The 22,547-nt window shown below is 46.7% G+C and carries 20 protein-coding genes, 1 tRNA gene, 2 rRNA genes and 1 riboswitch; of the genes, 7 read left to right on the top strand and 16 right to left on the bottom strand.

Features of this window, described 5'->3' with window-relative positions; genetic code table 11:
* Positions 1–143: 143 nt before the first annotated feature.
* Positions 144–281: riboswitch (cyclic di-AMP (ydaO/yuaA leader) on the top strand.
* Between the two features lie 39 nt (positions 282–320).
* From NSQ20_RS00525 to NSQ20_RS00515, 3 genes are all read left to right on the top strand, one after another.
* Complete coding sequence (locus NSQ20_RS00525; RefSeq protein ID WP_223199955.1) at positions 321–755, top strand: C40 family peptidase; 435 nt, start codon at positions 321–323, stop codon at positions 753–755.
* Between the two features lie 355 nt (positions 756–1,110).
* Positions 1,111–1,605 carry a GNAT family protein gene (locus NSQ20_RS00520; protein WP_340031584.1) on the top strand — a complete coding sequence of 165 codons (495 nt, stop codon included), beginning with the start codon at positions 1,111–1,113 and terminating at the stop codon, positions 1,603–1,605.
* A gap of 150 nt (positions 1,606–1,755) precedes the next feature.
* Positions 1,756–2,112 carry a cytochrome c gene (locus NSQ20_RS00515; RefSeq protein ID WP_036607288.1) on the top strand — a complete coding sequence of 119 codons (357 nt, stop codon included), beginning with the start codon at positions 1,756–1,758 and terminating at the stop codon, positions 2,110–2,112.
* Between the two features lie 74 nt (positions 2,113–2,186).
* On the opposite strand, the gene rbsK is transcribed toward NSQ20_RS00515, so the two are convergent.
* The 3 genes from rbsK to NSQ20_RS00500 form a co-directional block, all read right to left on the bottom strand.
* Positions 2,187–3,170 carry a ribokinase gene (gene rbsK, locus NSQ20_RS00510; protein WP_340031583.1) on the bottom strand — a complete coding sequence of 328 codons (984 nt, stop codon included), beginning with the start codon at positions 3,168–3,170 and terminating at the stop codon, positions 2,187–2,189.
* Positions 3,171–3,214: 44 nt separating this feature from the next.
* Positions 3,215–3,511, bottom strand: a complete 297-nt coding sequence (locus tag NSQ20_RS00505) for a 4a-hydroxytetrahydrobiopterin dehydratase (protein ID WP_017691315.1) — start codon at positions 3,509–3,511, stop codon at positions 3,215–3,217.
* 250 nt (positions 3,512–3,761) lie between these two features.
* Positions 3,762–4,055: a hypothetical protein gene (locus tag NSQ20_RS00500; RefSeq protein ID WP_340031582.1), complete on the bottom strand. Its 294-nt coding sequence runs from the start codon at positions 4,053–4,055 to the stop codon at positions 3,762–3,764.
* 233 nt (positions 4,056–4,288) lie between these two features.
* Between NSQ20_RS00500 and motA the strand changes: the two genes are divergently transcribed.
* Both motA and motB read left to right on the top strand, forming a co-directional pair.
* The gene (gene motA, locus NSQ20_RS00495) at positions 4,289–5,089 is read left to right on the top strand and encodes a flagellar motor stator protein MotA (RefSeq protein ID WP_036607291.1); all 801 of its coding nucleotides are present in this window, start codon (positions 4,289–4,291) and stop codon (positions 5,087–5,089) included.
* Entirely contained in the window at positions 5,076–5,894 is an 819-nt protein-coding gene (gene motB, locus NSQ20_RS00490) for a flagellar motor protein MotB (RefSeq protein WP_036607292.1), read from the top strand. The genes motA and motB overlap by 14 nt, the downstream gene beginning before the upstream one ends.
* A gap of 211 nt (positions 5,895–6,105) precedes the next feature.
* On the opposite strand, the gene rluF is transcribed toward motB, so the two are convergent.
* Positions 6,106–6,807, bottom strand: coding sequence for a 23S rRNA pseudouridine(2604) synthase RluF (gene rluF / locus NSQ20_RS00485; protein ID WP_036607293.1), 702 nt, complete (start codon positions 6,805–6,807; stop codon positions 6,106–6,108).
* A gap of 18 nt (positions 6,808–6,825) precedes the next feature.
* Complete coding sequence (locus tag NSQ20_RS00480; RefSeq protein WP_340031581.1) at positions 6,826–9,165, bottom strand: ATP-binding protein; 2,340 nt, start codon at positions 9,163–9,165, stop codon at positions 6,826–6,828.
* 331 nt (positions 9,166–9,496) lie between these two features.
* Here NSQ20_RS00480 and tadA point away from each other — a divergent pair, with 331 nt between their 5' ends.
* Entirely contained in the window at positions 9,497–10,003 is a 507-nt protein-coding gene (tadA, locus tag NSQ20_RS00475; RefSeq protein WP_340031579.1) for a tRNA adenosine(34) deaminase TadA, read from the top strand.
* A 43-nt stretch (positions 10,004–10,046) separates the two neighbouring features.
* Complete coding sequence (locus NSQ20_RS00470; RefSeq protein WP_340031578.1) at positions 10,047–10,616, top strand: GNAT family protein; 570 nt, start codon at positions 10,047–10,049, stop codon at positions 10,614–10,616.
* Positions 10,617–10,876: 260 nt separating this feature from the next.
* Here NSQ20_RS00470 and NSQ20_RS00465 read toward each other — a convergent pair whose 3' ends face one another.
* The 11 genes from NSQ20_RS00465 to NSQ20_RS00415 all read right to left on the bottom strand — a co-directional run bounded on the left by NSQ20_RS00465 (position 10,877) and on the right by NSQ20_RS00415 (position 22,518).
* Complete coding sequence (locus tag NSQ20_RS00465; RefSeq protein WP_036607295.1) at positions 10,877–11,971, bottom strand: hypothetical protein; 1,095 nt, start codon at positions 11,969–11,971, stop codon at positions 10,877–10,879.
* 234 nt (positions 11,972–12,205) lie between these two features.
* Entirely contained in the window at positions 12,206–12,358 is a 153-nt protein-coding gene (locus NSQ20_RS00460; RefSeq protein WP_036607296.1) for a small acid-soluble spore protein P, read from the bottom strand.
* A 21-nt stretch (positions 12,359–12,379) separates the two neighbouring features.
* Entirely contained in the window at positions 12,380–12,556 is a 177-nt protein-coding gene (locus NSQ20_RS00455; RefSeq protein ID WP_340031577.1) for a hypothetical protein, read from the bottom strand.
* 29 nt (positions 12,557–12,585) lie between these two features.
* Complete coding sequence (locus NSQ20_RS00450) at positions 12,586–12,924, bottom strand: hypothetical protein (RefSeq protein WP_036607297.1); 339 nt, start codon at positions 12,922–12,924, stop codon at positions 12,586–12,588.
* 192 nt (positions 12,925–13,116) lie between these two features.
* Positions 13,117–13,205, bottom strand: a tRNA-Ser gene (locus tag NSQ20_RS00445).
* Between the two features lie 197 nt (positions 13,206–13,402).
* Positions 13,403–14,686, bottom strand: coding sequence for a serine--tRNA ligase (serS, locus tag NSQ20_RS00440; RefSeq protein WP_076254817.1), 1,284 nt, complete (start codon positions 14,684–14,686; stop codon positions 13,403–13,405).
* 273 nt (positions 14,687–14,959) lie between these two features.
* Positions 14,960–15,550: a pyridoxal 5'-phosphate synthase glutaminase subunit PdxT gene (pdxT, locus tag NSQ20_RS00435; RefSeq protein WP_036671585.1), complete on the bottom strand. Its 591-nt coding sequence runs from the start codon at positions 15,548–15,550 to the stop codon at positions 14,960–14,962.
* A gap of 217 nt (positions 15,551–15,767) precedes the next feature.
* Complete coding sequence (locus NSQ20_RS00430; protein ID WP_340031576.1) at positions 15,768–17,156, bottom strand: D-alanyl-D-alanine carboxypeptidase family protein; 1,389 nt, start codon at positions 17,154–17,156, stop codon at positions 15,768–15,770.
* A 417-nt stretch (positions 17,157–17,573) separates the two neighbouring features.
* Entirely contained in the window at positions 17,574–19,031 is a 1,458-nt protein-coding gene (guaB, locus tag NSQ20_RS00425; protein ID WP_036607306.1) for an IMP dehydrogenase, read from the bottom strand.
* A gap of 366 nt (positions 19,032–19,397) precedes the next feature.
* A 5S ribosomal RNA gene (gene rrf / locus NSQ20_RS00420) occupies positions 19,398–19,514 on the bottom strand.
* Positions 19,515–19,592: 78 nt separating this feature from the next.
* Positions 19,593–22,518 (bottom strand): 23S ribosomal RNA (locus NSQ20_RS00415).
* Between the last annotated feature and the right edge of the window lie 29 nt (positions 22,519–22,547).

Raw genomic sequence — 22,547 nt, 5'->3', positions numbered from 1 at the left:
TAAATTTGTTGCTAAACGTTGCCAAAGCCGTACTCCTCTGTTACAATAATCGCAGTGAGTTTTTAGTAACAACTTTGTAATCTTTACATTCATATTTGTAACTACTTAAAATTAAATCGTCATTTCTTGATTTCGCAGGTGCATAACTAGCATAGCCAAATTCCTGGCACCTGGGAAGCGGGGGAACCAGTTATGGGTGAATTGATCTTGCTACAGAGGGATCATAGGGGACCTTCAACCGAATCCTTAAGCTAACCTCGCAGGCATTGGAAGGGGAATATCTCTTGTTCAAGAAGAAATTAACCGCAGCTGTACTTAGCATCACATTCGCTTTATCGCTTGGTGCAGGTAGCGCATTCGCAGATTCAAAGATGGACACAGTAATTGATTCAGCAATGGGAACTACATACAAAAGTGGGGGAACAACGCTTAACGGCTTTGACTGCTCCGGATTTACCCGGTATGTATTCGACAAGTTGGGTATTGATTTGGCACGCCAATCCAGTTCCCAATTCGACATGGGCGATTCCGTATCCCGCATGGAGATGAGAGCTGGCGATCTGGTGTTCTTTAATACAACAGGTAAAGGCGTATCCCATGTAGGAATCTTTGTAGGGGATGGAAAGTTCGCACACTCCTCTTCTTCCAAAGGCGTTACGATCAGTGCATTGAGTGAAAACTATTGGGCCAATCGTTATGTTGGCGCGAAACGGATTATGAGCACGGACGCATATGAATCACTGGCCCTTGACTAGGGACAAGCTGAGCAACATGATGCTGTAACCATTAACCATACTGGAACGAAGCAAGAAGCATAACAGAACCGCCCGGTACATTCTCCGCAGGAATGTATCCGGCGGTTTTTTTGTGCTTCAATCCTTATTCATGTTGCAAGTTATACTCGGGGCATATCCTGCGACATCAACAGGTTCATTTTGCGTTCGTTCGTCCGTGCCCTTATGATGTTTTTACCCATCCCGTTATAATATAAACGAAATTACCGGAACTTTTGTTTCATTTTTTTTCTTGGGAAGGAAGACTTGCTAAATGAACATCTCTTTTGTAGAGTGGACAAAGAGTTCTGTTTCAAGGAAAGGAGCATGCAGGTGTATGAAGGAAGCCCCCGTAACGTTTCACGTTGTACCCATGCGAGAAGAACATGCGGAGCTTATCTGCAGTTGGCAGTATGACCCGCCTTACAATATCTACAGCTGGCTCCCCTGGGAGCAGATGAAAGCTCTGGAAGTGGAATTCGGAGATGCACAGCTGCGGCAGGAGCAATATGCAATCGTCCTGGATCAGAACGATCGTATATGTGGGTTTGCTCAATACTTCCCACTTCAAGGGGTAACCCGGATTGGCCTTGGCATGCATCCAGAGCTGTGTGGTCAGGGTCAAGGGACAGCTTTTGTCACTGCCATTGTACAGGAAGCTATTCGCCGAAATCCCACGAATGAGATTGATCTGGAAGTACTCACTTGGAATGCTCGTGCCATTCAAGTCTATCTGAAGAGTGGATTTGTCACCCAGGATACATACGAACGACAGACCCCAAGCGGCTTGAAGCCCTTTCACTGTATGGTTTATGAAGGGCCTCGCGGTTAGAATCCATTGAAAAACAACCAAATTTGCCCCTTGTTATGTGATTAGTTCAAAAAATTCCCACAAAATGCTATGATGTCAGTACAGGTTCCGTTATAATGATATGGATAGTTTCAGGTTAGATGATCTTTCATTCTGGAGGGGACATAAGGGATGCACAAATGGATCATGAGCGGAGTATTTTTTGCAGCATGCGCTTTAGCTATTGTTTTAATGTTTACGCTTCCAGGGAAAGAAGAAGTGGCTGAAGAAGCCAAGCCAACCATGCCGGAAGTAACATTGGATGCCGGACAAGCTGAAGCACTGGTCAAAGCCAATTGTATCTCCTGTCACGGGGATCAGCTTCAAGGTGGCGTAGGACCTGCTCTGGCCAACATCGGCAGCCAGGATGATCTGGAGAAGATCTATTCTACGATTGTCAAAGGTAAAGGTGGTATGCCTTCCTTCAAGGGCAAACTGCAGGACGAAGAGATTGCAAATATCGCCATGTGGCTGTCAGAGAAGAAATAGTCTCTGCACACGCATAACAAAGAGGCCCTTAATCCCCTTTTGGGAGAATAAGAGCCTCTTTGTTATACCAATTATTAAGCCTCTGCGGCATGCTCAGCCAGAAAGGCCTCAACTTCACGTGCGGACGGCATCCCGGACTGGGCGCCAAGCTTCGTCACGGATAACGCGGCCGCACCCATGGCGAAGCCTACGGCCGCGTCCAAAGTCTCACCGCGCGCGAGGGCTACCGCCAGCGCGCCGTTGAAGCAATCGCCAGCCCCGGTCGTATCGACGGCGCTTACGGCGTAGCCGGGCGCACGGCACGCGCCGGCACGCCCTGCTTGTACGCGGCCACCAGGCGCCGCCGCGTACACAGCCCCCTCGGGGCCGAGCGTCGTGACGACAGCGGCCCCGAGGGATGCGGCGAGCTCTGCGACCGCCGCATCCAGGTCTTCCGGCCGGAGATGACCCCGGCCGGTAAGCACGGCAAGCTCGCTGCGGTTTGGCGTGACAACGTCGACGCACCGCAGGAGCTCCTGGGGCAGACCCGGCACCGCGGGAGCCGGGTTGAGCACCACCAGTGCGCTGCCTTCAGCCGCCAGTTGGGCGGCGCGGGTAACCGCTGGCAGCGGGATCTCCAGCTGCAGCAGCACCGCTGCGGCTGCAGTCAGGCTTTTTACCGTATCCGCCTCTTCCAGCATCTCAGGCACCACTTGCCCATTCGCACCAGGAATAACGATAATCCGGTTGTCTCCCCGAGAGAGCCAGATGGAAGCCGTCCCTGTAACCGTGTCTTCCAATATGCGAACCTGCGAGGCATCTGCACCACTTTCCGTCAGACTGTGCAGCAGACGTTCGCCAAAACCGTCCGATCCCACCGCACCAATCATCGTAGTCTGTCCACCCAGACGCGCAGCGGCAACAGCCTGATTGGCCCCTTTGCCACCAGCGAGATAATGTAGCTCCTCACCGCTCACCGTCTCTCCCTCTTCCGGAATCGTGTCTGTCTTCACCACAAGATCCATATTGAGACTGCCTACGACAGCAATAAGAGGTTGTTTCTGATTATAGTCTGACATGTATGGTTCACTCACTTCTGGCCGCGTGATAATAACCGACCTCGTTATTGCGACCTCATTTTGTCATAAGCTTCGTTATATTGCCCTGCTTCCTTGATATCTACAGATGTAATACCACCCGCATCCCATGATGTGAGACGCAGCGTAACCGTTGTATAATCAATCGTAATAAAAGGATGATGATTGAATGCTTCCGAGATCGCAGCGACCTCATCCACAAATGCAATCCCTTTCATGTAGTTGGAGAACACGAATTTACGTACAATCCACCGTCCCTCTTCCAGTTCCCAGCCTTCCAGCCTTCCCAGATGAGCTTCGACTTCCTCTTGCGAAAAAACCATGCGTTATCTTCCTCCCCATAGGATGGTACATTACAGACATGCGTCCGTATAACCACCGACACCTTCGGTGCGATCAACAGCAACCTCAAAGGCCAGGCTCACCGCCATGCGGTTGGCCCATTTCACGACTAACATCTTACCACGGACAAGCTTCAAAATCCAATCAACTACATGGCATAGAACCAATAACCATAAGGCTTTGAGGAGAATTCCAATTCCATATACACCCCTAAAGATGCAAGTAAACACACTAAATTAAAGGTACAAATGTCAACTCTTCTTCCCCGATCAAAATATGAATGCGGTGCTGTTCCTTATCATGGATGACCACGCCACTTCCAACCGGAATAACAGACTCCTCGCCCAGCGCATAGAACAGATCCTCCGCCAATGCCTCATCCACTTCAAGTTGGTCAGATGCAACCAGTCTCTCCCACTCTTCCGCGTCCATTTCAAAGAAAACATACCGATCCGGTATGCGTCCGATTGCCGTTGTCAGATCTGTCAAAATTCCTTCATAATCCCGTCCATGCTTTACGCCCATTGGCTTTTCACTCCTATTCGGCCCCTAAGGAGCGGATTTGATCTTATTATACCTGAAAATAGCCCTTAAAAAAAAAGGCCTTCTGGTCGATAAATACATATATGACCGTTTTAACTGTTTTAGCAACCGTAAGGAATGCCTAACATTGAACGGATTGCGGCCAAAAATTCGTCCGGAAGCCCGAACACAGCCGCTTGAAAGGATTCAATTTTATCTCATGGATGAGGTGTATGATGAACATTTCAACGATTATTGGACTAATTTTGGGGCTGGTCTCCCTTGTATTTGGTATGTTCTTGAAGGGTGCGCCCTTAATCAACCTGGTTAACAATCCCGCAGCCTACATTATTATCTTTGTTGGTACGGCAGGAACCATCTTTATCGCATTTCCGATGTCTGAAGTTAAGAAAATCCCTAAGCTTTTCGGGATTGTTTTCAAAAATCAAGTACTTATTGATCGCGTATCCCTGATCGGCACATTTATGGATTGGGCTTCCACTACCCGTCGTGAAGGTTTGCTTGCACTGGAATCAAAAGTAGAAGAGATTGACGATCAGTTCCTTCGTGGCGGTATGCGTATGATTATAGACGGCAACGATCAGGAATTTGTGAGTGATGTACTCATGGAAGATATTCATGCTACTGAGGAGCGCCACCGTGGCAGTGCCTTGATCTTCGCTCAGGCGGGGATGTACGCACCAACGCTCGGGGTTCTCGGGGCCGTTGTAGGTCTCATCGCAGCACTTGCCGATCTCAGTGACATGGAGAAACTCTCCCATGCGATTGCGGCAGCATTTATCGCAACACTCCTTGGTATATTTAGTGGTTACGTGTTATGGCACCCGATGTCTAACAAGCTGAAACGGATGTCCAAGCAAGAAATGGAGATCAAGCTGATGATGGTTGAAGGACTGTTATCCATACAATCCGGTGTCTCCACCATCGCCATCAACCAAAAGTTATCCGTATTCCTGACACCTTCCGAACGTAAACAACTGGAAGAGAAGGAGGGATCACCAGGTGAAAAAGGCTAAGAAGCACGAACCACATGAAGAGCATATAGACGAGAGCTGGTTGCTTCCCTATTCCGACTTGATGACCTTGTTGCTCGCTCTGTTTATTGTATTGTTCGGTATGAGTTCAATCGATGCAGCTAAGTTCGAGCAGATGGCTTCCGCACTAAACAGTGCATTAAATGGAGGTTCCGGGATTCTGGACCATTCGTCCATGAATCCGGATACGCCAGGTGCTGATTTGGGTAAGAACAAACAGGAACCTACAGAAATCACCAAGAAAACACCAGCTCAGATTACAGATGCACAGATGGCTAAGAAAGAACAAGAAGACCTGGAGAAACTCAAAGAGCGACTCGACAAATATATCTCGAAGAACGGACTTTCGGACCAGCTGAACACCAAGCTGAATCAGTCTGAATTGAAGATCACCATCAGTGATAACGCCCTGTTCTCCTCAGGCCGAGCAGATGTGAAGCCTGAATCACGATCCCTGGCCAAAGCAATCTCAAGCATGCTACAGGAGTTCCCTGAATATGAAGTGGTTGTATCCGGTCATACCGATAATATTCCCATTTCGAACAACCAATATAAGGATAACTGGGATCTAAGCGCAGATCGTGCGCTCAACTTCCTGAAAATCCTGTTGCTGAACTCGCAATTGGACCCTTCCAAATTCACACCAAGTGGTTATGGAGAGTATCACCCAATTGCCAGCAATGACACCAATACTGGACGGGCACAGAATCGCCGTGTAGAGGTATCTATCATTCGGAAGTATCAAAGTAACAATACAAATGTAAAAGCCGTTGGCGGAGGAAACTAGAGGCCTGCAGCGATTCATTAACCAAAGACCGTTCTCCAGGTACAAGGAGAACGGTCTTTTTGATTTATATAAGGCTTATGCCTGGTTCATCTACATATTTCCGTACTATTCGGTATTATTGACTAGTCTTCATTAAATCTGCACCAAAAAGCCCTGCGCTCCTTTTCGGAAAGCAGGGCTTCAATCAGTTAATTAGTGGAACTCGAATCAACTATTCCAGTGAATAGTCTAACAGACCGCCCAGCTCCGCTTTTTCAGCAGGGGTAAGCTCTCTCCATGAACCTGTCGCCATTTCTCCAAGATGGATGTTCATGATCCGAATACGCTTTAACTTACGAACCTCGTAACCAAAGGCACTACACATCCGCCGAATCTGACGGTTCTTTCCTTCAGTCAGGATGATACGGAATACTCGATCCGTCATCCGGGTCACTGTACAAGGCAGGGTCATTTCACCCAGGATCTTCACCCCAGTGCTCATACCTCTAAGGAAACTCGGGGTTACAGATCGATCAACAGTAACGATATACTCTTTCTCATGGCGCCCTTCTGATCTAAGAATCCGGTTAACGATATCACCATCATTGGTCATCAGGATCAAACCTTCCGAGTCCTTATCCAGACGTCCAATAGGAAAGATACGTTCATCGTGCCCGACAAAATCAACGATATTGCCCTGAATATGCTGCTCGGTTGTACTTGTGATCCCGATCGGTTTATTCAGCGCGATATATACGTGTTTTCTCTTTTCCTTGATTGGCTTGCCATTGATTCGTACATCGTCGCCTTCTTCTGCCTGACTGCCCAGTTCAGCCTTAACTCCATTAATGGTTACCTGACCACTATCCACCAACTTGTCGGCTTCACGCCGGGAGCAATAACCTGTTTCACTAATAAATTTATTAATACGCAAAAGGTAATCTCACCTCATCTATTTCTCTTCATCTGTAAGTGTGTCATCTGTTACCTGATCTACCTCAATAACTTCCGGTTGTTGCTCGGATGCAGGCAGTTCAATAATAACCGTTGTTCCCTTGTTCATGACGCTTTTAATATCCATCATGCCCTTATGTGATTGAATAATGCGCTGACTGACCATCAGGCCAAGCCCTGTTCCAGACTCTTTATTCGTAAAGAAAGGCTCCCCAAGCTTGGGCATCATCTCTTCCGGGATACCGATCCCTTCATCCCTGATCTCAATTCTGACGCGTTTCGATTGCTCGTCATGCTTGAGCTTGATATGGATGTTTCCTCCATTTGGCATGGCCTCCATACCATTTTTCAGCAAATTGATGAATACCTGCTTCAATTGGTTCTCTTCACAGTGTACCATAGCCGAATCGGATGAGGCACGCAGTACAAATTCTACACCATGCAGATGCGCCTGACTATCCAGTAACGAGATGACATCGCCAAGAATAAAACGAATATCCCGATTCTGAAAATGAACCGCCTGCGGTTTCGCCAGAATCAGAAATTCACCAACAATAAGGTTGATTCGATCCAGCTCCGATAACATCAGATCCAGATGACGATGATTCAGCTTGTTGCTCTCTTGCTGTAACTGCAGGAATCCGCGCAGCGTGGTCAGTGGATTACGAATCTCATGTGCCACACCTGCTGCAAGCTGGCCCACGGTTGTTAGCTTCTCAGAACGTCTCAGCAGCTCTTCCATCCGATTACGGCTTGTAATGTCCCTGGAGACACTAATGAGCGCGGTAATCTCTCCAGCCTCGTCTCGTACCGGAGCCGTACTGACACTGACCTCTACTCGGGTCCCGTCTTTCTTCATCCAGGTGGTTTCGTTGGACGTAATGGACATCCCCTCAACGAGTTGGGCATGCTGACGTTTCATTTCTTCTTCTGCCTCTGGCGGGATGATCTTCAGATTACGACCTTCCACCTCACGACTTCGAAAGCCATATAATTGTTCAAATGCCCGGTTAACCCGCAGCACTTTTCCTTCAAGATCCGTAATGTGAATGGCATCCGCTGTCTGATTGATAATGGACTCCAGATGTTCTTTCACCGCCCGATTCTCTTCATACATCTGTTTCAGACGGCTCGTATAATGGCCCAGATTACGAATCATGGCATTAATACGATTGGCCAGTTGGCCAAGTTCATCTTTCCTTTTTACTTTCAGACGGAAATCAAAGTGCCCATCTGCTACATCATTCACTTTGCCCAGTATGGATTGGATCGGACGTGTAATATACCCTGCGAGCAAATAGCTGCCAAAGATCACAATCTCCAGCAAAACCAACGATATGGAGGCATGGCTCACCAACTGCTCAGATACCATGGAGGATATTTGCTTATAGTCCATGACAATACTGATCACATAGGAAGACTGATTGGGTGTGAAAATGGGAATAAAACTCTTCAGTACCTTCTGTTCGTGCGTTTCACTGACAAAAGATACATTTTGCCCTGTTCGAATGGCGCGCACCACAGCACGATGATCCTCATCCGTAGAACCATACTGGTATGTACCAAAACGAATCGGTCTGTTATTCAACTTGCTAAAGTTCGAATCTCTTCCGTCATCACCCATGTTCGGGCTACCAAAAGTCAACGGATTGATGCCTGTAATCTCCAGAATGGAGGGATTGACCTCACGAATTTTATTTAAAATCTCATCCGGACTAGAGATTTTCACATAGTCATCAACTTCCGTATTATTATAGAAGGGATTGATTATGTAGTTTCTCTTTCCATCATGGTAGTAACCCCAGATATCAATATCCGAAGGACTGGATGTCGAATATTCGAATCCATCTGACCAGAAATGCTCCAACTTCTGTCCTTGGGGAATCGTCACCTGTTGTTTTTCGAATAATTGCTTAAAGGCCTGATACCAATAAGTCATGGATTTGGTGGACAGCCCGATTTCTCTCGGATCTGAGGAGCGGTTAACAACGATGTCATCATCCGTCTGCTCCATTAACGAAATATGTGAGACGCCGACCTTTTGGCTCAAGCGTACAAGTTCTTCATTTGTGATATTATTAATATCCTGGTCCAATTCTTCTGCTGCCATGACAGCAGCAAGCCACAGATTGTTTCCAATCTGCCGTTTTACATAATCCGAACTGTATTGATTCTGTTCGACAGCAATTGCAATCTGCTTTGCAGTGAGCACCATCTTGGTTTCACTGTCCTGCCTCAGATTCTCTTCTGTAGTATAATAACTCAGTGCGATATTCAACACTAAAATAACGAGCACTGAGCACGACATAATCATGGATAATTTCGTTTTAATAGACAAGTTTTTTGTTCACCTCTCGGCTTGTACCCTCTGGCGATATATGGCAAAACCTATCTCCATCATAACGCTTGTATGTCTTTTTGAAAAGGATAATTGACCTGTGTCCAAAAGTTACCGAATGACTGAAAAGCTCGAAATTCGTTGTTTTTTGCATTTTCGAACTCTACAATGAAATTAATCACTATATTTATCCACATACCCACAGGCTTGTGGATAGTTTGTTTATAACTATGTGAGCAACTACAGGGTTATCCACAATTCTATACACAACATGTTAACAACCCGAATATTTGTTCGCTGAATAAACGATTTTGGAAGGAGTTATATAGTAATGAATGACCATTCTTCCCAGCCCGATCTTGGGAATTTATCTGAAGAGGCTCAACATGAGCATTGGATGCGAGAGGCCATTGCCGAGGCCTACAAGGCTGAAGCTCTTGGGGAAGTGCCGATTGGAGCTATAATCGTACAAAATAACCAAATTATTGGTCGGGGATACAATCTGCGTGAAACTACACTGGATTCCACCGCCCATGCAGAGATGGTGGCTATTCGTCAGGCCAGCGAGACCATCGGAGCTTGGCGTTTGTTGGATTGTTCTCTGTACGTCACATTGGAACCTTGTCCAATGTGTGCAGGTGCAATTGTACAATCCAGGGTCCCCCGCGTAATCTATGGTACGGCTGATCCCAAGGCAGGCTGTGCAGGTACACTGATGAACCTGCTACAGGAGCCTCGTTTTAACCATCGCACCGAGGTGATCCCGGATATCCTTCAGCCCGAATGCTCTACGATGCTAACTCAATTTTTCAGAAGTCTGCGCCAAAAGTTAAAGTAGTCACCGACTACAAACATCCCAATTAGAAAGGAAGTGTGCTGTAATGGCACTAACACTCTATGATACAGCCAATGGCATAAGCCTTCGGTTGCTCACCCCCCAGGATACACAGTTCTATCTGGACCTGATTCAGGTCACACGCGTCCCATACCAGTCTGTAGAACCCGTGCGAGACGATGAATTCTATACACTGGATGCTCAGACCCGGCGGATTGAAGATCGGGTCAAGGCAGCAGAAGATGGTACAGGATATCAATTTGGAATCTATACCGTTAAAGACAGCCTGTTGATTGGACAAGTAAGTATCAACAATGTCGTATTGGGCGTTGCCAATTATGCGGATATGGGTTACTTTATCCATCCAGATTATCAGGGTGGCGGACGAATGACAGCAGCGGTTAAACTCGCCGTAGCTTATGGCTTCCGTGCGCTAAAGTTAAATCGGATTCAGGCTGCAGTATTGCCCTCCAACAAAGGTTCACAGCGCGTACTGGAGAAGAACGGATTCCAGTTTGAAGGTACTGCGCGCAAATACCTCAAGATCAACGGCAAATATCAAGATCATCAGATCTATGCTGTACTTGCTGAAGACTTGGACGAACTTAAGAATTAATTGATTTAGAAGCTTCCCAATAAAGCTGTCTGTATTCCCAATTCAACAATATACAAGTTTAATGTACAAAACCGCACTACTCTAGTTATGTAGGAGAGAGTGCGGTTTTATTTGTATATATCACCAGCCACGATTTAACTTCAAAGATCAATTATTTTGCGGATATCCCCCTTACGCTGTCTAACAAAAAAAACCGCCTGTACCCAAGCGGAAGGAGATTATCCTTCACTTGAATCACAGACGGTTTGAACTCAGCGAGATTAGTATCCGTATGAAGCGTTCATCAATTCTTCGAACTCTTGCATAGTAATTACGTCATCGCCAGTAGGGATGTTGATTTTGAATGCTGCTTTTTCGTTAATCTTAGTGTACGTATTGGAACCGGTAAATGCCAATTTCACTTCGTCTTTTGTACCTTCTGGCTTGATCAGCACATCAGCGACCATCTTTTGATATACAGGGAAGTCGTTTTTGTCCAATGCGAAATCGATGTTGAATTGGTTGATTGTCAGAACATCTTTCAATTTATCCAAGTCTTTAGCCATTTCAGCCTGATCTGCTTCAGTGATCTTCAGATCTTCTTTGGCTTTGTCGATATCAGCCTGATCCATTTGCAACATTTCACGATATTCCTCTTTGGACAGAATATCCAATACTTTAGGCATAGCTTTTGTTACCAGTACAGTAACTGCTTCTTTAACATTGTCATTATTAACCGAGAATTGTACAACTTGCTTCGCATCTACACCTTCAGGAAGTTTTGCATCTTTGGTGTCTAGATTTTTGAAGAATTTAGCTTGATCGTACTCGCTCAGCACTGCGTCCATGACTTCGTTGCTCAGCTTTTGAGTTTTGGCTGCGTCCATAGCATCAGGGTTCCATTCCGTACCCTCTTGCTCAGCCAGTTCTTTCAGGTCCAACTCTAGGAACTTGTTAACAACATTCTCCGGAATCGGGAAGAACGGAATATTCGGCACTTTCACATAGAGTTTCTCTGCCGTCATCACCATTGGGATGTTAAAGGTCATACCCATGTCGCCTTTAAGCTCGATGCCAAGAGTCATCTCTGTCTGCATTGGCTCACTTTGGTATACACCTGTTACATTCAACTGAGCATCCTTCAGCATGCTCATAAACTGAGTCATGGTAGGATCAGTTTGTGAAGCATCCCCAGGTTTATAGCTCAATTCATTAATAGTGAAATTAGAACTCATTTCATACGAAGTCAATTTGGAAGCATTGGCCGCAGCCGTCTTCAATGCCTCTTTTGGTTCCTGCTTGCTGCTACATGCTGTCAATGCCATAGATACGGTCAACAGCAACGTGAGAAGAAGCGCCCCCATACGTTTAGTCATTTGTTTCTCTCCTCTCGTGATAACCCCAAAAAAAGTAATTCAATATCAATGATATACCATATCGCCAGATACCGAAACCTAATTTGGGAAAAATGTGATCTTTCCTCTTTAAAATGGCTACAAAGACCTATGTCAGCTTTGGGAATTACCATGTGCCTGTCTTTATATATGTATGAATACGCAAAAGCCCCCTGTTAGGTAACAAGGGACTTTTGCGTGAATCTGTTTCTTCTATTAACCTTGGGGATTTAAATGATCCACATGATTTTGATTTTTTACTTTTTTGGAACCGGATAATGGTTCCTGCATGGAAGAGCGTTTGGATGAATGACGATGCTGTTCGGATGCTTGCGCTTCCGGTACGGGAATTGTTTTTGGTTTGCTCATATTATTGCCCCCTCATCATTGTTAGGAATGGGATGGGTCCCTATCTTCCGTTTTGTCATGATTCAGTGCATCCTGATGACGGCGATCATTAATATCTTGCTGAATTTGCTGGGCATGATCACTGTTTACGGCAGGCTGCTCCAGATCATCGACTACATTTTGCAGGTTTTTGTCTACTCCCGCTTTGGCTTTAGTCAATTGAGTTCACTCCTTCAGATTTCAGGCTATTATCTCGTCTGGGATTGTAACGACTGGGCGCATTCATGAATGTGCCGTGTATAATCGTGAGCCAGTTCCTGAATCGGTTCTGTACGCTCATCCGTCGTTCGTCCATCCCTTTCCACATCAATCAGCTGTACGCTGACTTCACGGGAATCGACATATGCACATTTGAAATCAAAAGAGTACATCTCGTGCCCTGCTGTAGCAATGTGTATCCGAATCGCCTGCTGATCGGCTTCATCGGCCATTACCTGAGCCTGGTCTCCAACATTCAGGACTTGAGGCAAACGTTCTTGCCAAGCCCCTACAAGCTCTGTCTGATCGATGTTTAACTCGCGGTTCATCTTACCACCTCCACTCCTATAAAGTGCGGCGATGAAGATGTTTTTATACATATTAGCCTTATTCAAAATATAACGTTGTACTGAGCAACCTATACATCGGTCACCAACCTGTATGCTCACTACGCTGGACAAACTCACAACGCAAAAAAGGACTCGAGCGAGATCGCTCGAATCCTTGTTATAAGTGTAGTATGGCGGAGAGGGTGGGATTCGAACCCACGTGGAGTTGCCCCCTAACGGTTTTCAAGACCGCCCCGTTATGACCGCTTCGGTACCTCTCCAGGGAATTAACTTTTATAAACTTGCCACGAAAAGTATCATACCACATCTCGACATTATAATGCAACCTTTTTATATTAAAATTGATAATCCCGTATCAGACAACTGCCTTAGTTATACAAAACACTCCAATCCGCCATTCCAAAATGACGGATTGAATTAGTATTCCCCTTGATGAGGATGGTTAGCTAACTCTAACTTAAGAGCGACGTGCAATCACACTTGCACCGCCCATATAAGGACGCAATGCTTCAGGAATGACAACCGTACCATCTTCCTGTTGATAGTTCTCCAGGATAGCGGCTACCGTCCGTCCAACCGCCAATCCTGACCCGTTCAATGTATGAACAAATTCCGGTTTCGCTTTTGGCTCTCTGCGGAAACGGATATTGGCACGACGTGCCTGGAAGTCCTCACAGTTGGAGCACGAGGAAATCTCACGATAAGTGTCGCTCTCAGGCAACCATACTTCAATATCATACGTTTTAGCTGAGGTGAAACCCATATCTGCCGTGCACAATGTCAGGACGCGATACGGCAAGCCCAACAATTGAAGCACACGCTCCGCATTTTGAGTCATTTGCTCCAGTTCTTCATACGAAGTCTCCGGAGTAGATAGCTTGAGCAGCTCTACTTTGTTGAATTGATGCTGACGAATCAAGCCGCGTGTATCCCGTCCAGCCGAACCGGCTTCAGAGCGGAAACAAGAGCTGTATGCCACAAAGTGCTTAGGCAATTGATCTACATTCAGAATCTCTTCGCGATGATAGTTCGTTACCGGAACTTCAGCAGTAGGGATCAGATAATATTCGGTATCTTTCAACTTGAACAGGTCTTCTTCGAACTTAGGCAGTTGACCTGTTCCAAACAAGCTGTCCCGATTAACGATGTATGGAGGCAGAATCTCTTCATATCCATGTTGATCGCTGTGCAGATCCATCATGAAGTTAATCAATGCACGTTCCAGACGTGCGCCCAGACCTTTATAAAAGGTAAAACGGGAACCTGTTACTTTGGCAGCCGCTTCAAAATCAAGAATATCGAGATCCTGCGCAATTTCCCAGTGTGCTTTTGGTGCAAAAGTAAATGACTTCGGCTCTTCCCAACGACGAATCTCAACATTGTCGTCTTCAGAAGCTCCAATAGGTACGCTTTCGTTAGGAATGTTCGGAATCGCCATTGTGAGATCATTGATCTTCACTTCCAGTTCCCGAACTTCCTCGTCCATGGCTTTGATTCGATCAGACACTTCACGCATCTCCACAATCAGATCATCAGCGTTCTCACGATTCTTCTTCAGTCTAGCAACTTCAGCGGAAACTGTATTCCGACGGCTCTTCAGCGTTTCACTCTCTTGAAGCAATTCCCGACGCTTGGCATCCATCTCGGTAAATCCAGCGATAAGATCCAGCGATTTGCCACGTTTAGTCAATGCTTCTTCTACACGTGCATACTCATTCCGCAATATTTTCACATCAAGCACGATATACCCCTCCTAAATAACCTCACAACGTGAAGCCTTATGTTAAATCCATTCTCAAAACTCTACTGTATACACCTTACTATATACTTATCGGAACCTGTAACCCAAAAAACAACCTATATCCCCCTTGTCACCCTCCGCTGCGATTCCCGCTATGAAGCAGATACAGGCAACATCAGGCATCCGTTCAGATGCAACTGCCAACCAGCGGCCTTATACGGCTTCTGGTGAAGTGATCCGATGACCGGGAGATCATAGGTTGTACATCATGCATTATTTAGAGTCTACCGTGTGTTTGTAGGATCTGGCCATGTCTACAAAATAAGTATGCAGACGATAGTCATCCGTCAATTCCGGATGGTAGGAGCAAGCCAGCAAATGTCCCTGACGAGCCGTAACAATCTCATCCTTGTATGTGGAGAGAACCTCCACCTGGTCTCCGACACTCTCGATCAAGGGCGCCCGTATAAATACAGCCCTTACCGTTTCCTCAATACCTTTGACTGGCAAATCCGTCTCAAAACTCTCTCTCTGCCGTCCAAATGCATTTCGGGATACAGTCATATCCATTAGCTCCAAATGAGCTTCTTCTTGCCCTGCAATGTGTTTAGCCATAACGATCAAGCCAGCACAGGTACCAAATACCGGTTTGCCCTCAGCAGCAAACGCCCGAATGGCATCCATAAACCCATACTTGCGCATCAGTTTACCGATCGTCGTGCTTTCCCCGCCAGGAAGGATAAGACCATCCAAGTCCTCCAATTGCTGAACCTGTTTGATAGCTATACCTTCTGCTCCAGCACGTTCAATACTTCGAATATGCTCTGTGACAGCTCCTTGAAGTGCTAAAACGCCGATCTTCATACGCTCATTCCCCTTCTCTTACCAGCCACGATCTTGCATATGGTAAACGAACATTGTACTTTTTTACTTCATCATACGTGAATTCTAACTTGATATTTTACCGGAAAAATTGTAAATATACAATCCATCCGGTCGGAATAACTTGTATTTTGTCAATGATATGACCATGTAAGCATTAAAATCATGATCATACTCTTTCCATAAAGTTTGCTATGGACTAAAACAGGTTTTTAATCCCGTCAAAGAGATCCACAAAGAAATCCTTCACAGCACGGAAGAACAAACGGAACCATCCACCTTTTTCAGCCTCTTCAGCAGTGATCAAGTTCACTGTTTTTTCCTGTGGCTCAATTCCATCTGCTTTATACGTGTACGTTACCGTACCAACCTTTGTACCTGCCTTGATTGGTGCTACCAACTTGTCAGCCTCAGTTACGTTGGCTTTGAACGTCACATTCAGGTTCTGAGTACCTTTGGGTACAACGAAACTTACCGCATTATCTGTTACAACAGGAACGGTTGTTTCTTTCCCTTTTTTCAAAGGTACCGCTTCCCAGCCCGTCACTTTGGTCTTGCCTGCAACAGCCTGTTTCACTTCAAAGTTGTTAAATCCATAGTCCAATACTTTTTTAGTTTCTCTGAAACGTGCGGATTCCGAATCTGTGCCCATAACAACACTAATTAGACGCATACCGTTACGTTCTGCTGTACCTGTAAAGTTATTACCTGCGTTCGTGGTATGGCCTGTTTTCATTCCATCCAGACCTTCATAGGCATAGCTTTTGAAATTGGTTATATTTTTATTCGCTTCCAGCATCCAGTTGTAATTGATAATTGGAGCTTTATCATTGGGACGGAACTTGTAGGATTGAATCGTTGTGAATTCTTTGTAGTCCGGGTGATCCATAATGATGTATCGGCATAGAATTGCAGCATCCAGAGCGGACATCACTGTTTCCTTGTCTTCAGCTGGGCGGAAATCAGCAGGCATATCTGCTCGGTCGAGACCGGAAGAGTTGATAAAGAAGGTATCCTTCATGCCCATACGCTTCGCTTCATCATTCATCATTTTCACGAAAGCTTCTTCGGAACCGGCAACATACTCAGCTAAAGCAACCGTAGCATCATTGGCAGAGCCAACAGCCATAGCAATATAGAGATCCTTAACTGTGTGCTCGTCACCTTCTGCCAGGAAAATACGTGATCCGACACTTTGTGCAGCATTCTTTTTAACAGGTACAATATCGTCCCAGCCAAATTTACCTTGTTTGACCTGTTCTGCGACAATGTACTCTGTCATCATCTTGGTCATACTTGCAGGTGGCATCGCTTTATCCGCATCGACATTTAGTAGAATCTGTCCCGTTGAGGCTTCCATTAGCACCGCTGATCTAACCTCAAGCCCAAGTGAGTCTACCCCAGGAACCTTTACGGCTTTTTCCGTCTTCGTTGTTGTTGCCGTAGCAGTCAGAACCTGACTGGAGTTGTCCGCAGCAGCCATGACCGGCATTACTGCAGACATGCAAAGCATGTTAATTAGCATTACCGAGGCTACGCTCTTTTTGAGCATTTGGCGTTTCTTTTTATTCATGTGTTTGGCTTTCAATGATGAATACTCCCTTCGATCCAAAGCATTATTAATTGCTTCAGTGCAGCTTATGCTGCGATTTTCTTGTTCCCTAACCTGTGTGTTTGATGGTATGAGATGTGTACTATATGCGCTGTATCGAACGAGCAATATTATTGCTCCTAAAGTTCGTTATCGATTGTCACTTAGTCCGCATTTTGCAAATGCTTATGTAAAAGGACGTCCGCGCTTCTGTTTAACTGGCAGCCTTTTCTGGCACTGCATTTGCTTTTCAAAACCATATTCATAGATTCACGTCAAATAGCCGCCGCAACGCCTTAATCCACCCATGGATCGTCACCGCTTGTTCTATTCTATCACAGGGGTATCTGCAAAAAAAGACAGACCCGGTGAAAATCACCGAGCCTGTCCTGGAAATGATTAACTCTCTTCAGATTACAACGAGTAGTTAGGTGCTTCTTTGGTAATCTGCACATCATGGGGATGACTTTCGCGCAGTCCCGCACCTGTAATTCGGATAAAACCTGTATCGTTACGAAGTTGCTCCAAGTTACTTGTACCACAGTATCCCATACCCGAACGAAGGCCACCAATCAGTTGGTGGATCGTATCAGACAATGGTCCTTTGTAAGCGACACGACCTTCGATTCCTTCCGGAACCAGTTTCTTGTCATCATCTTGGAAGTAACGATCTTTACTACCTTGTTTCATTGCAGCCATTGAACCCATACCGCGGTATACTTTGTAGCTACGTCCTTGGAAGATTTCAGTTTCTCCCGGGCTTTCTGCTGTGCCGGCAAACAAACTTCCAAGCATCACCGCGTGTGCGCCTGCAGCCAGTGCCTTTGTAATTTCACCAGAATATTTAATTCCACCATCCGCGATAATCGGAACTCCATATTCACGTGCCACCGTTGCACAATCGTACACTGCAGTTACTTGAGGTACACCAATACCAGCAATAACACGTGTTGTACAAATCGAACCTGGACCAATTCCCACTTTGACTACCGAAGCCCCTGCTTCGATCAAGTCACGAGTGGCAGCGCCAGTAGCGACGTTACCTGCAACGATGGTCAGGCTAGGGAAACGTTCACGAAGCTGACGTACAGCTTCAATGATATTGATGTGGTGTCCGTGAGCCGAGTCTACTGTAATCAGGTCGACACCAGCTTGTACCAAAGCATCTGCACGTTCAAATGTATCTTTGGAAATACCAATCGCTGCACCAACCAACAAACGTCCTTGAGCATCTTTGGCTGCATGAGGGAATTGAATGGCTTTCTCAATATCTTTAATTGTGATAAGACCTTTCAACGTGTTTGTCTCATCAACTAATGGAAGTTTCTCAATCTTGTGCTTCTGAAGGATACCCTCAGCTTCTTGAAGTGTAGTGCCTACAGGAGCGGTAACCAGATTCTCATGAGTCATGACTTCGCTAATTTTGATGCCGTAATCATGAATAAAACGCAAATCGCGGTTGGTCAAAATACCAACCAGCTTCTGATCTCCTTCAATAATAGGTACACCGGAGATCCGATATTTCGCCATTACTGCTTCCGCATCAGATACCAGATGATCTGCCGTCAGTGAGAACGGGTTTGTAATAACACCACTCTCCGAACGCTTAACACGATCTACTTCTTCTGCCTGTTGTTCAACAGACATATTTTTATGAATAATACCGATACCGCCTTCACGTGCAATGGCAATAGCCAAAGTCGCTTCAGTTACTGTATCCATACCCGCACTGATCAAAGGAATATTTAGCTTTACAGTATCACTCAAACGAATAGATACATCTACTTCTTTAGGCAGTGTCTCGGATTTCCGTGGCACTAGCAATACATCATCAAAGGTGAGGCCTTCCTTACCAAATTTATCTTCCCACACGCAAGTGTTCCTCCTTATGTTTGCTCAGCTTTACGGTCCAAAACCCGAAGATTCCAGGCTGTATTTTACGCCGAAAATACGTTTTCTGAAAAATTTATTATTGCCATCTTAGCAAAGCGATATTTAGACTGTCAAGGAAAAGTACTTGGTTATATCAGGTGTATTGCCTGATGAACACAACTGTTTTTCCAGAGCGGACAAGTCTAGTTATTACGCAAAAAAACGTCAATTCGTATCGAATAACGTTACCTGTATACATCCTATTGTGCTGAGAAATCACCAAATTCAATCTGTATTTAATCCCATACTGCATAATAAAACTATATAATAAAAACCACCACCGAATAACATCGGCAGTGGTTCTTTGCTTGGCGGCGTCCTACTCTCCCAGGACCCTGCGGTCCAAGTACCATCGGCGCTAGAGGGCTTAACGGTCGTGTTCGGGATGGGTACGTGTGGAACCCCTCCGCCATCGCCACCAAACGCATAGCTTAGCTTACATTCAGAGATCATTCTCTGAAAACTAGATTCGAAACGAAACATGCGAATTATCACTTGCTATTGGATAAGCCCTCGACCGATTAGTACTGGTCAGCTCCATGCATTGCTGCACTTCCACCCCCAGCCTATCTACCTCGTCGTCTTCAAGGGGTCTTACATACTGGGAAATCTCATCTTGAGGGGGGCTTCACGCTTAGATGCTTTCAGCGTTTATCCCGTCCGTACATAGCTACCCAGCGGTGCTCCTGGCGGAACAACTGGTACACCAGCGGTACGTCCATCCCGGTCCTCTCGTACTAAGGACAGCTCCTCTCAAATTTCCTACGCCCACGACAGATAGGGACCGAACTGTCTCACGACGTTCTGAACCCAGCTCGCGTACCGCTTTAATGGGCGAACAGCCCAACCCTTGGGACCTACTTCAGCCCCAGGATGCGATGAGCCGACATCGAGGTGCCAAACCTCCCCGTCGATGTGGACTCTTGGGGGAGATAAGCCTGTTATCCCCAGGGTAGCTTTTATCCGTTGAGCGATGGCCCTTCCATGCGGTACCACCGGATCACTAAGCCCGACTTTCGTCCCTGCTCGACTTGTAGGTCTCGCAGTCAAGCTCCCTTATGCCTTTGCACTCTTCGAATGATTTCCAACCATTCTGAGGGAACCTTTGGGCGCCTCCGTTACTCTTTAGGAGGCGACCGCCCCAGTCAAACTGCCCACCTGACACTGTCCCCGCACCGGATTACGGTACCAGGTTAGAACCTAGATACGATCAGGGTGGTATCCCAACGTTGCCTCCACGCAAGCTGGCGCTCACGTTTCAAAGGCTCCCACCTATCCTGTACAGATCGTACCCAAATTCAATATCAAGCTGCAGTAAAGCTCCATGGGGTCTTTCCGTCTTGTCGCGGGTAACCTGCATCTTCACAGGTATTAAAATTTCACCGGATCTCTCGTTGAGACAGCGCCCAAGTCGTTACGCCATTCGTGCGGGTCAGAATTTACCTGACAAGGAATTTCGCTACCTTAGGACCGTTATAGTTACGGCCGCCGTTTACTGGGGCTTCGGTTCACAGCTTCGGATTGCTCCTAACCACTCCCCTTAACCTTCCAGCACCGGGCAGGCGTCAGCCCGTATACTTCGCCTTACGGCTTCGCACAGACCTGTGTTTTTGCTAAACAGTCGCTTGGGCCTTTTCACTGCGGCCCCCTCGTGCTATTCACACTACCGGGGCACCCCTTCTCCCGAAGTTACGGGGTCATTTTGCCGAGTTCCTTAACGAGAGTTCTTCCGCGCGCCTTAGAATACTCTTCTCGCCTACCTGTGTCGGTTTGCGGTACGGGCACCATCACCTGGCTAGAGGCTTTTCTTGGCAGTGTGAGATCATGACCTTCGCTACTATAATTTTCGCTCCCCATCACAGCTCAGCCTTACAATGTGCGGATTTGCCTACACATCAGCCTTACTGCTTAGACGGACATCCATCAGTCCGCGTCACTACCCTACTGCGTCCCCCCATTGCTCATAACGGCTTACGGTGGTACAGGAATTTCGACCTGTTGTCCTTCGACTACGCCTTTCGGCCTCGCCTTAGGTCCCGACTTACCCTGAGCGGACGAGCCTTCCTCAGGAACCCTTAGGCTTTCGGCGGATCAGATTCTCACTGATCTTTTCGTTACTCATACCGGCATTCTCACTTGTATAATGTCCAGCGCTCCTTACGGTACACCTTCAACCCTTATACAACGCTCCCCTACCCCTGATGCAAAGCATCAAGCCATAGCTTCGGTGGTGTGTTTAGCCCCGTTACATTTTCGGCGCAGAGTCACTCGACCAGTGAGCTATTACGCACTCTTTCAATGATGGCTGCTTCTAAGCCAACATCCTGGTTGTCTGTGCAACTCCACATCCTTTCCCACTTAACACACACTTGGGGACCTTAGCTGATGGTCTGGGCTGTTTCCCTTTTGACAATGGATCTTAGCACTCACTGTCTGACTCCCGGAAGTAAGTCTATGGCATTCGGAGTTTGACTGAGCTTGGTAACCCTTGCGGGCCCCGCACCCAATCAGTGCTCTACCTCCACGACTCTGTTTTCCGAGGCTAGCCCTAAAGCTATTTCGGGGAGAACCAGCTATCTCCGAGTTCGATTGGAATTTCTCCGCTACCCCCACCTCATCCCCGCATTTTTCAACATGCGTGGGTTCGGGCCTCCAGTGCGTGTTACCGCACCTTCACCCTGGACAGGGGTAGATCACCCGGTTTCGGGTCTACGTCCACGTACTCATTCGCCCTATTCAGACTCGCTTTCGCTGCGGCTCCGGCTCTTCACCTTAACCTTGCACGGGAACGTAACTCGCCGGTTCATTCTACAAAAGGCACGCCATCACCCCTAAAACGGGCTCTGACTTTTTGTAAGCACACGGTTTCAGGTTCTATTTCACTCCCCTTCCGGGGTGCTTTTCACCTTTCCCTCACGGTACTGCTTCACTATCGGTCGCTAGGAAGTATTTAGCCTTGGCAGATGGTCCTGCCGGATTCATACGGGGTTTCACGTGCCCCGCACTACTCGGGATCCGTCTCGGAGGGAACCAACTTTCAACTACAGGGCTTTTACCTTCTTTGGCGGGCCTTTCCAGACCTCTTCGCTTAACCGGTTCCTTTGTAACTCCATGTGAGACGTCCCACAACCCCAAAGAGCAAGCTCTCTGGTTTGGGCTTCTCCGCGTTCGCTCGCCGCTACTGACGGAATCACTATTGTTTTCTCTTCCTCAGGGTACTTAGATGTTTCAGTTCCCCTGGTATGCCTCTACACAACCTATGTATTCAGTTGTGAGTAACTGGAAATTACCCCAGCTGGGTTTCCCCATTCGGACACCCCCGGATCAAAGCTTGCTTACAGCTCCCCGAGGCAGTTTCGTTGTTCGCCACGTCCTTCATCGGCTCCTAGCGCCTAGGCATCCTCCGTGTGCTCTTAGTAGCTTAACCATTTTGTTCCGGTTTCGGTCGCTCGCTTC

Source organism: Paenibacillus sp. FSL K6-1122 (genome assembly GCF_037977015.1).
Lineage (GTDB): Bacteria > Bacillota > Bacilli > Paenibacillales > Paenibacillaceae > Paenibacillus > Paenibacillus amylolyticus.
This window is presented reverse-complemented; position numbering and strand designations above follow the sequence as displayed.

Excerpts from the sequence above, each read along its gene's own strand:
- NSQ20_RS00520 (WP_340031584.1), top strand. The coding sequence starts at position 1,111 with ATGAAGGAAGCCCCCGTAACGTTTCACGTTGTACCCATGCGAGAAGAA.
- NSQ20_RS00515 (WP_036607288.1), top strand. The coding sequence starts at position 1,756 with ATGCACAAATGGATCATGAGCGGAGTATTTTTTGCAGCATGCGCTTTA.
- rbsK (WP_340031583.1), bottom strand. The coding sequence starts at position 3,170 with ATGTCAGACTATAATCAGAAACAACCTCTTATTGCTGTCGTAGGCAGT.
- NSQ20_RS00505 (WP_017691315.1), bottom strand. The coding sequence starts at position 3,511 with ATGGTTTTTTCGCAAGAGGAAGTCGAAGCTCATCTGGGAAGGCTGGAA.
- NSQ20_RS00500 (WP_340031582.1), bottom strand. The coding sequence starts at position 4,055 with ATGGGCGTAAAGCATGGACGGGATTATGAAGGAATTTTGACAGATCTG.
- motA (WP_036607291.1), top strand. The coding sequence starts at position 4,289 with ATGAACATTTCAACGATTATTGGACTAATTTTGGGGCTGGTCTCCCTT.
- tadA (WP_340031579.1), top strand. The coding sequence starts at position 9,497 with ATGAATGACCATTCTTCCCAGCCCGATCTTGGGAATTTATCTGAAGAG.
- NSQ20_RS00470 (WP_340031578.1), top strand. The coding sequence starts at position 10,047 with ATGGCACTAACACTCTATGATACAGCCAATGGCATAAGCCTTCGGTTG.
- NSQ20_RS00465 (WP_036607295.1), bottom strand. The coding sequence starts at position 11,971 with ATGACTAAACGTATGGGGGCGCTTCTTCTCACGTTGCTGTTGACCGTA.
- NSQ20_RS00460 (WP_036607296.1), bottom strand. The coding sequence starts at position 12,358 with ATGAGCAAACCAAAAACAATTCCCGTACCGGAAGCGCAAGCATCCGAA.
- NSQ20_RS00450 (WP_036607297.1), bottom strand. The coding sequence starts at position 12,924 with ATGAACCGCGAGTTAAACATCGATCAGACAGAGCTTGTAGGGGCTTGG.
- pdxT (WP_036671585.1), bottom strand. The coding sequence starts at position 15,550 with ATGAAGATCGGCGTTTTAGCACTTCAAGGAGCTGTCACAGAGCATATT.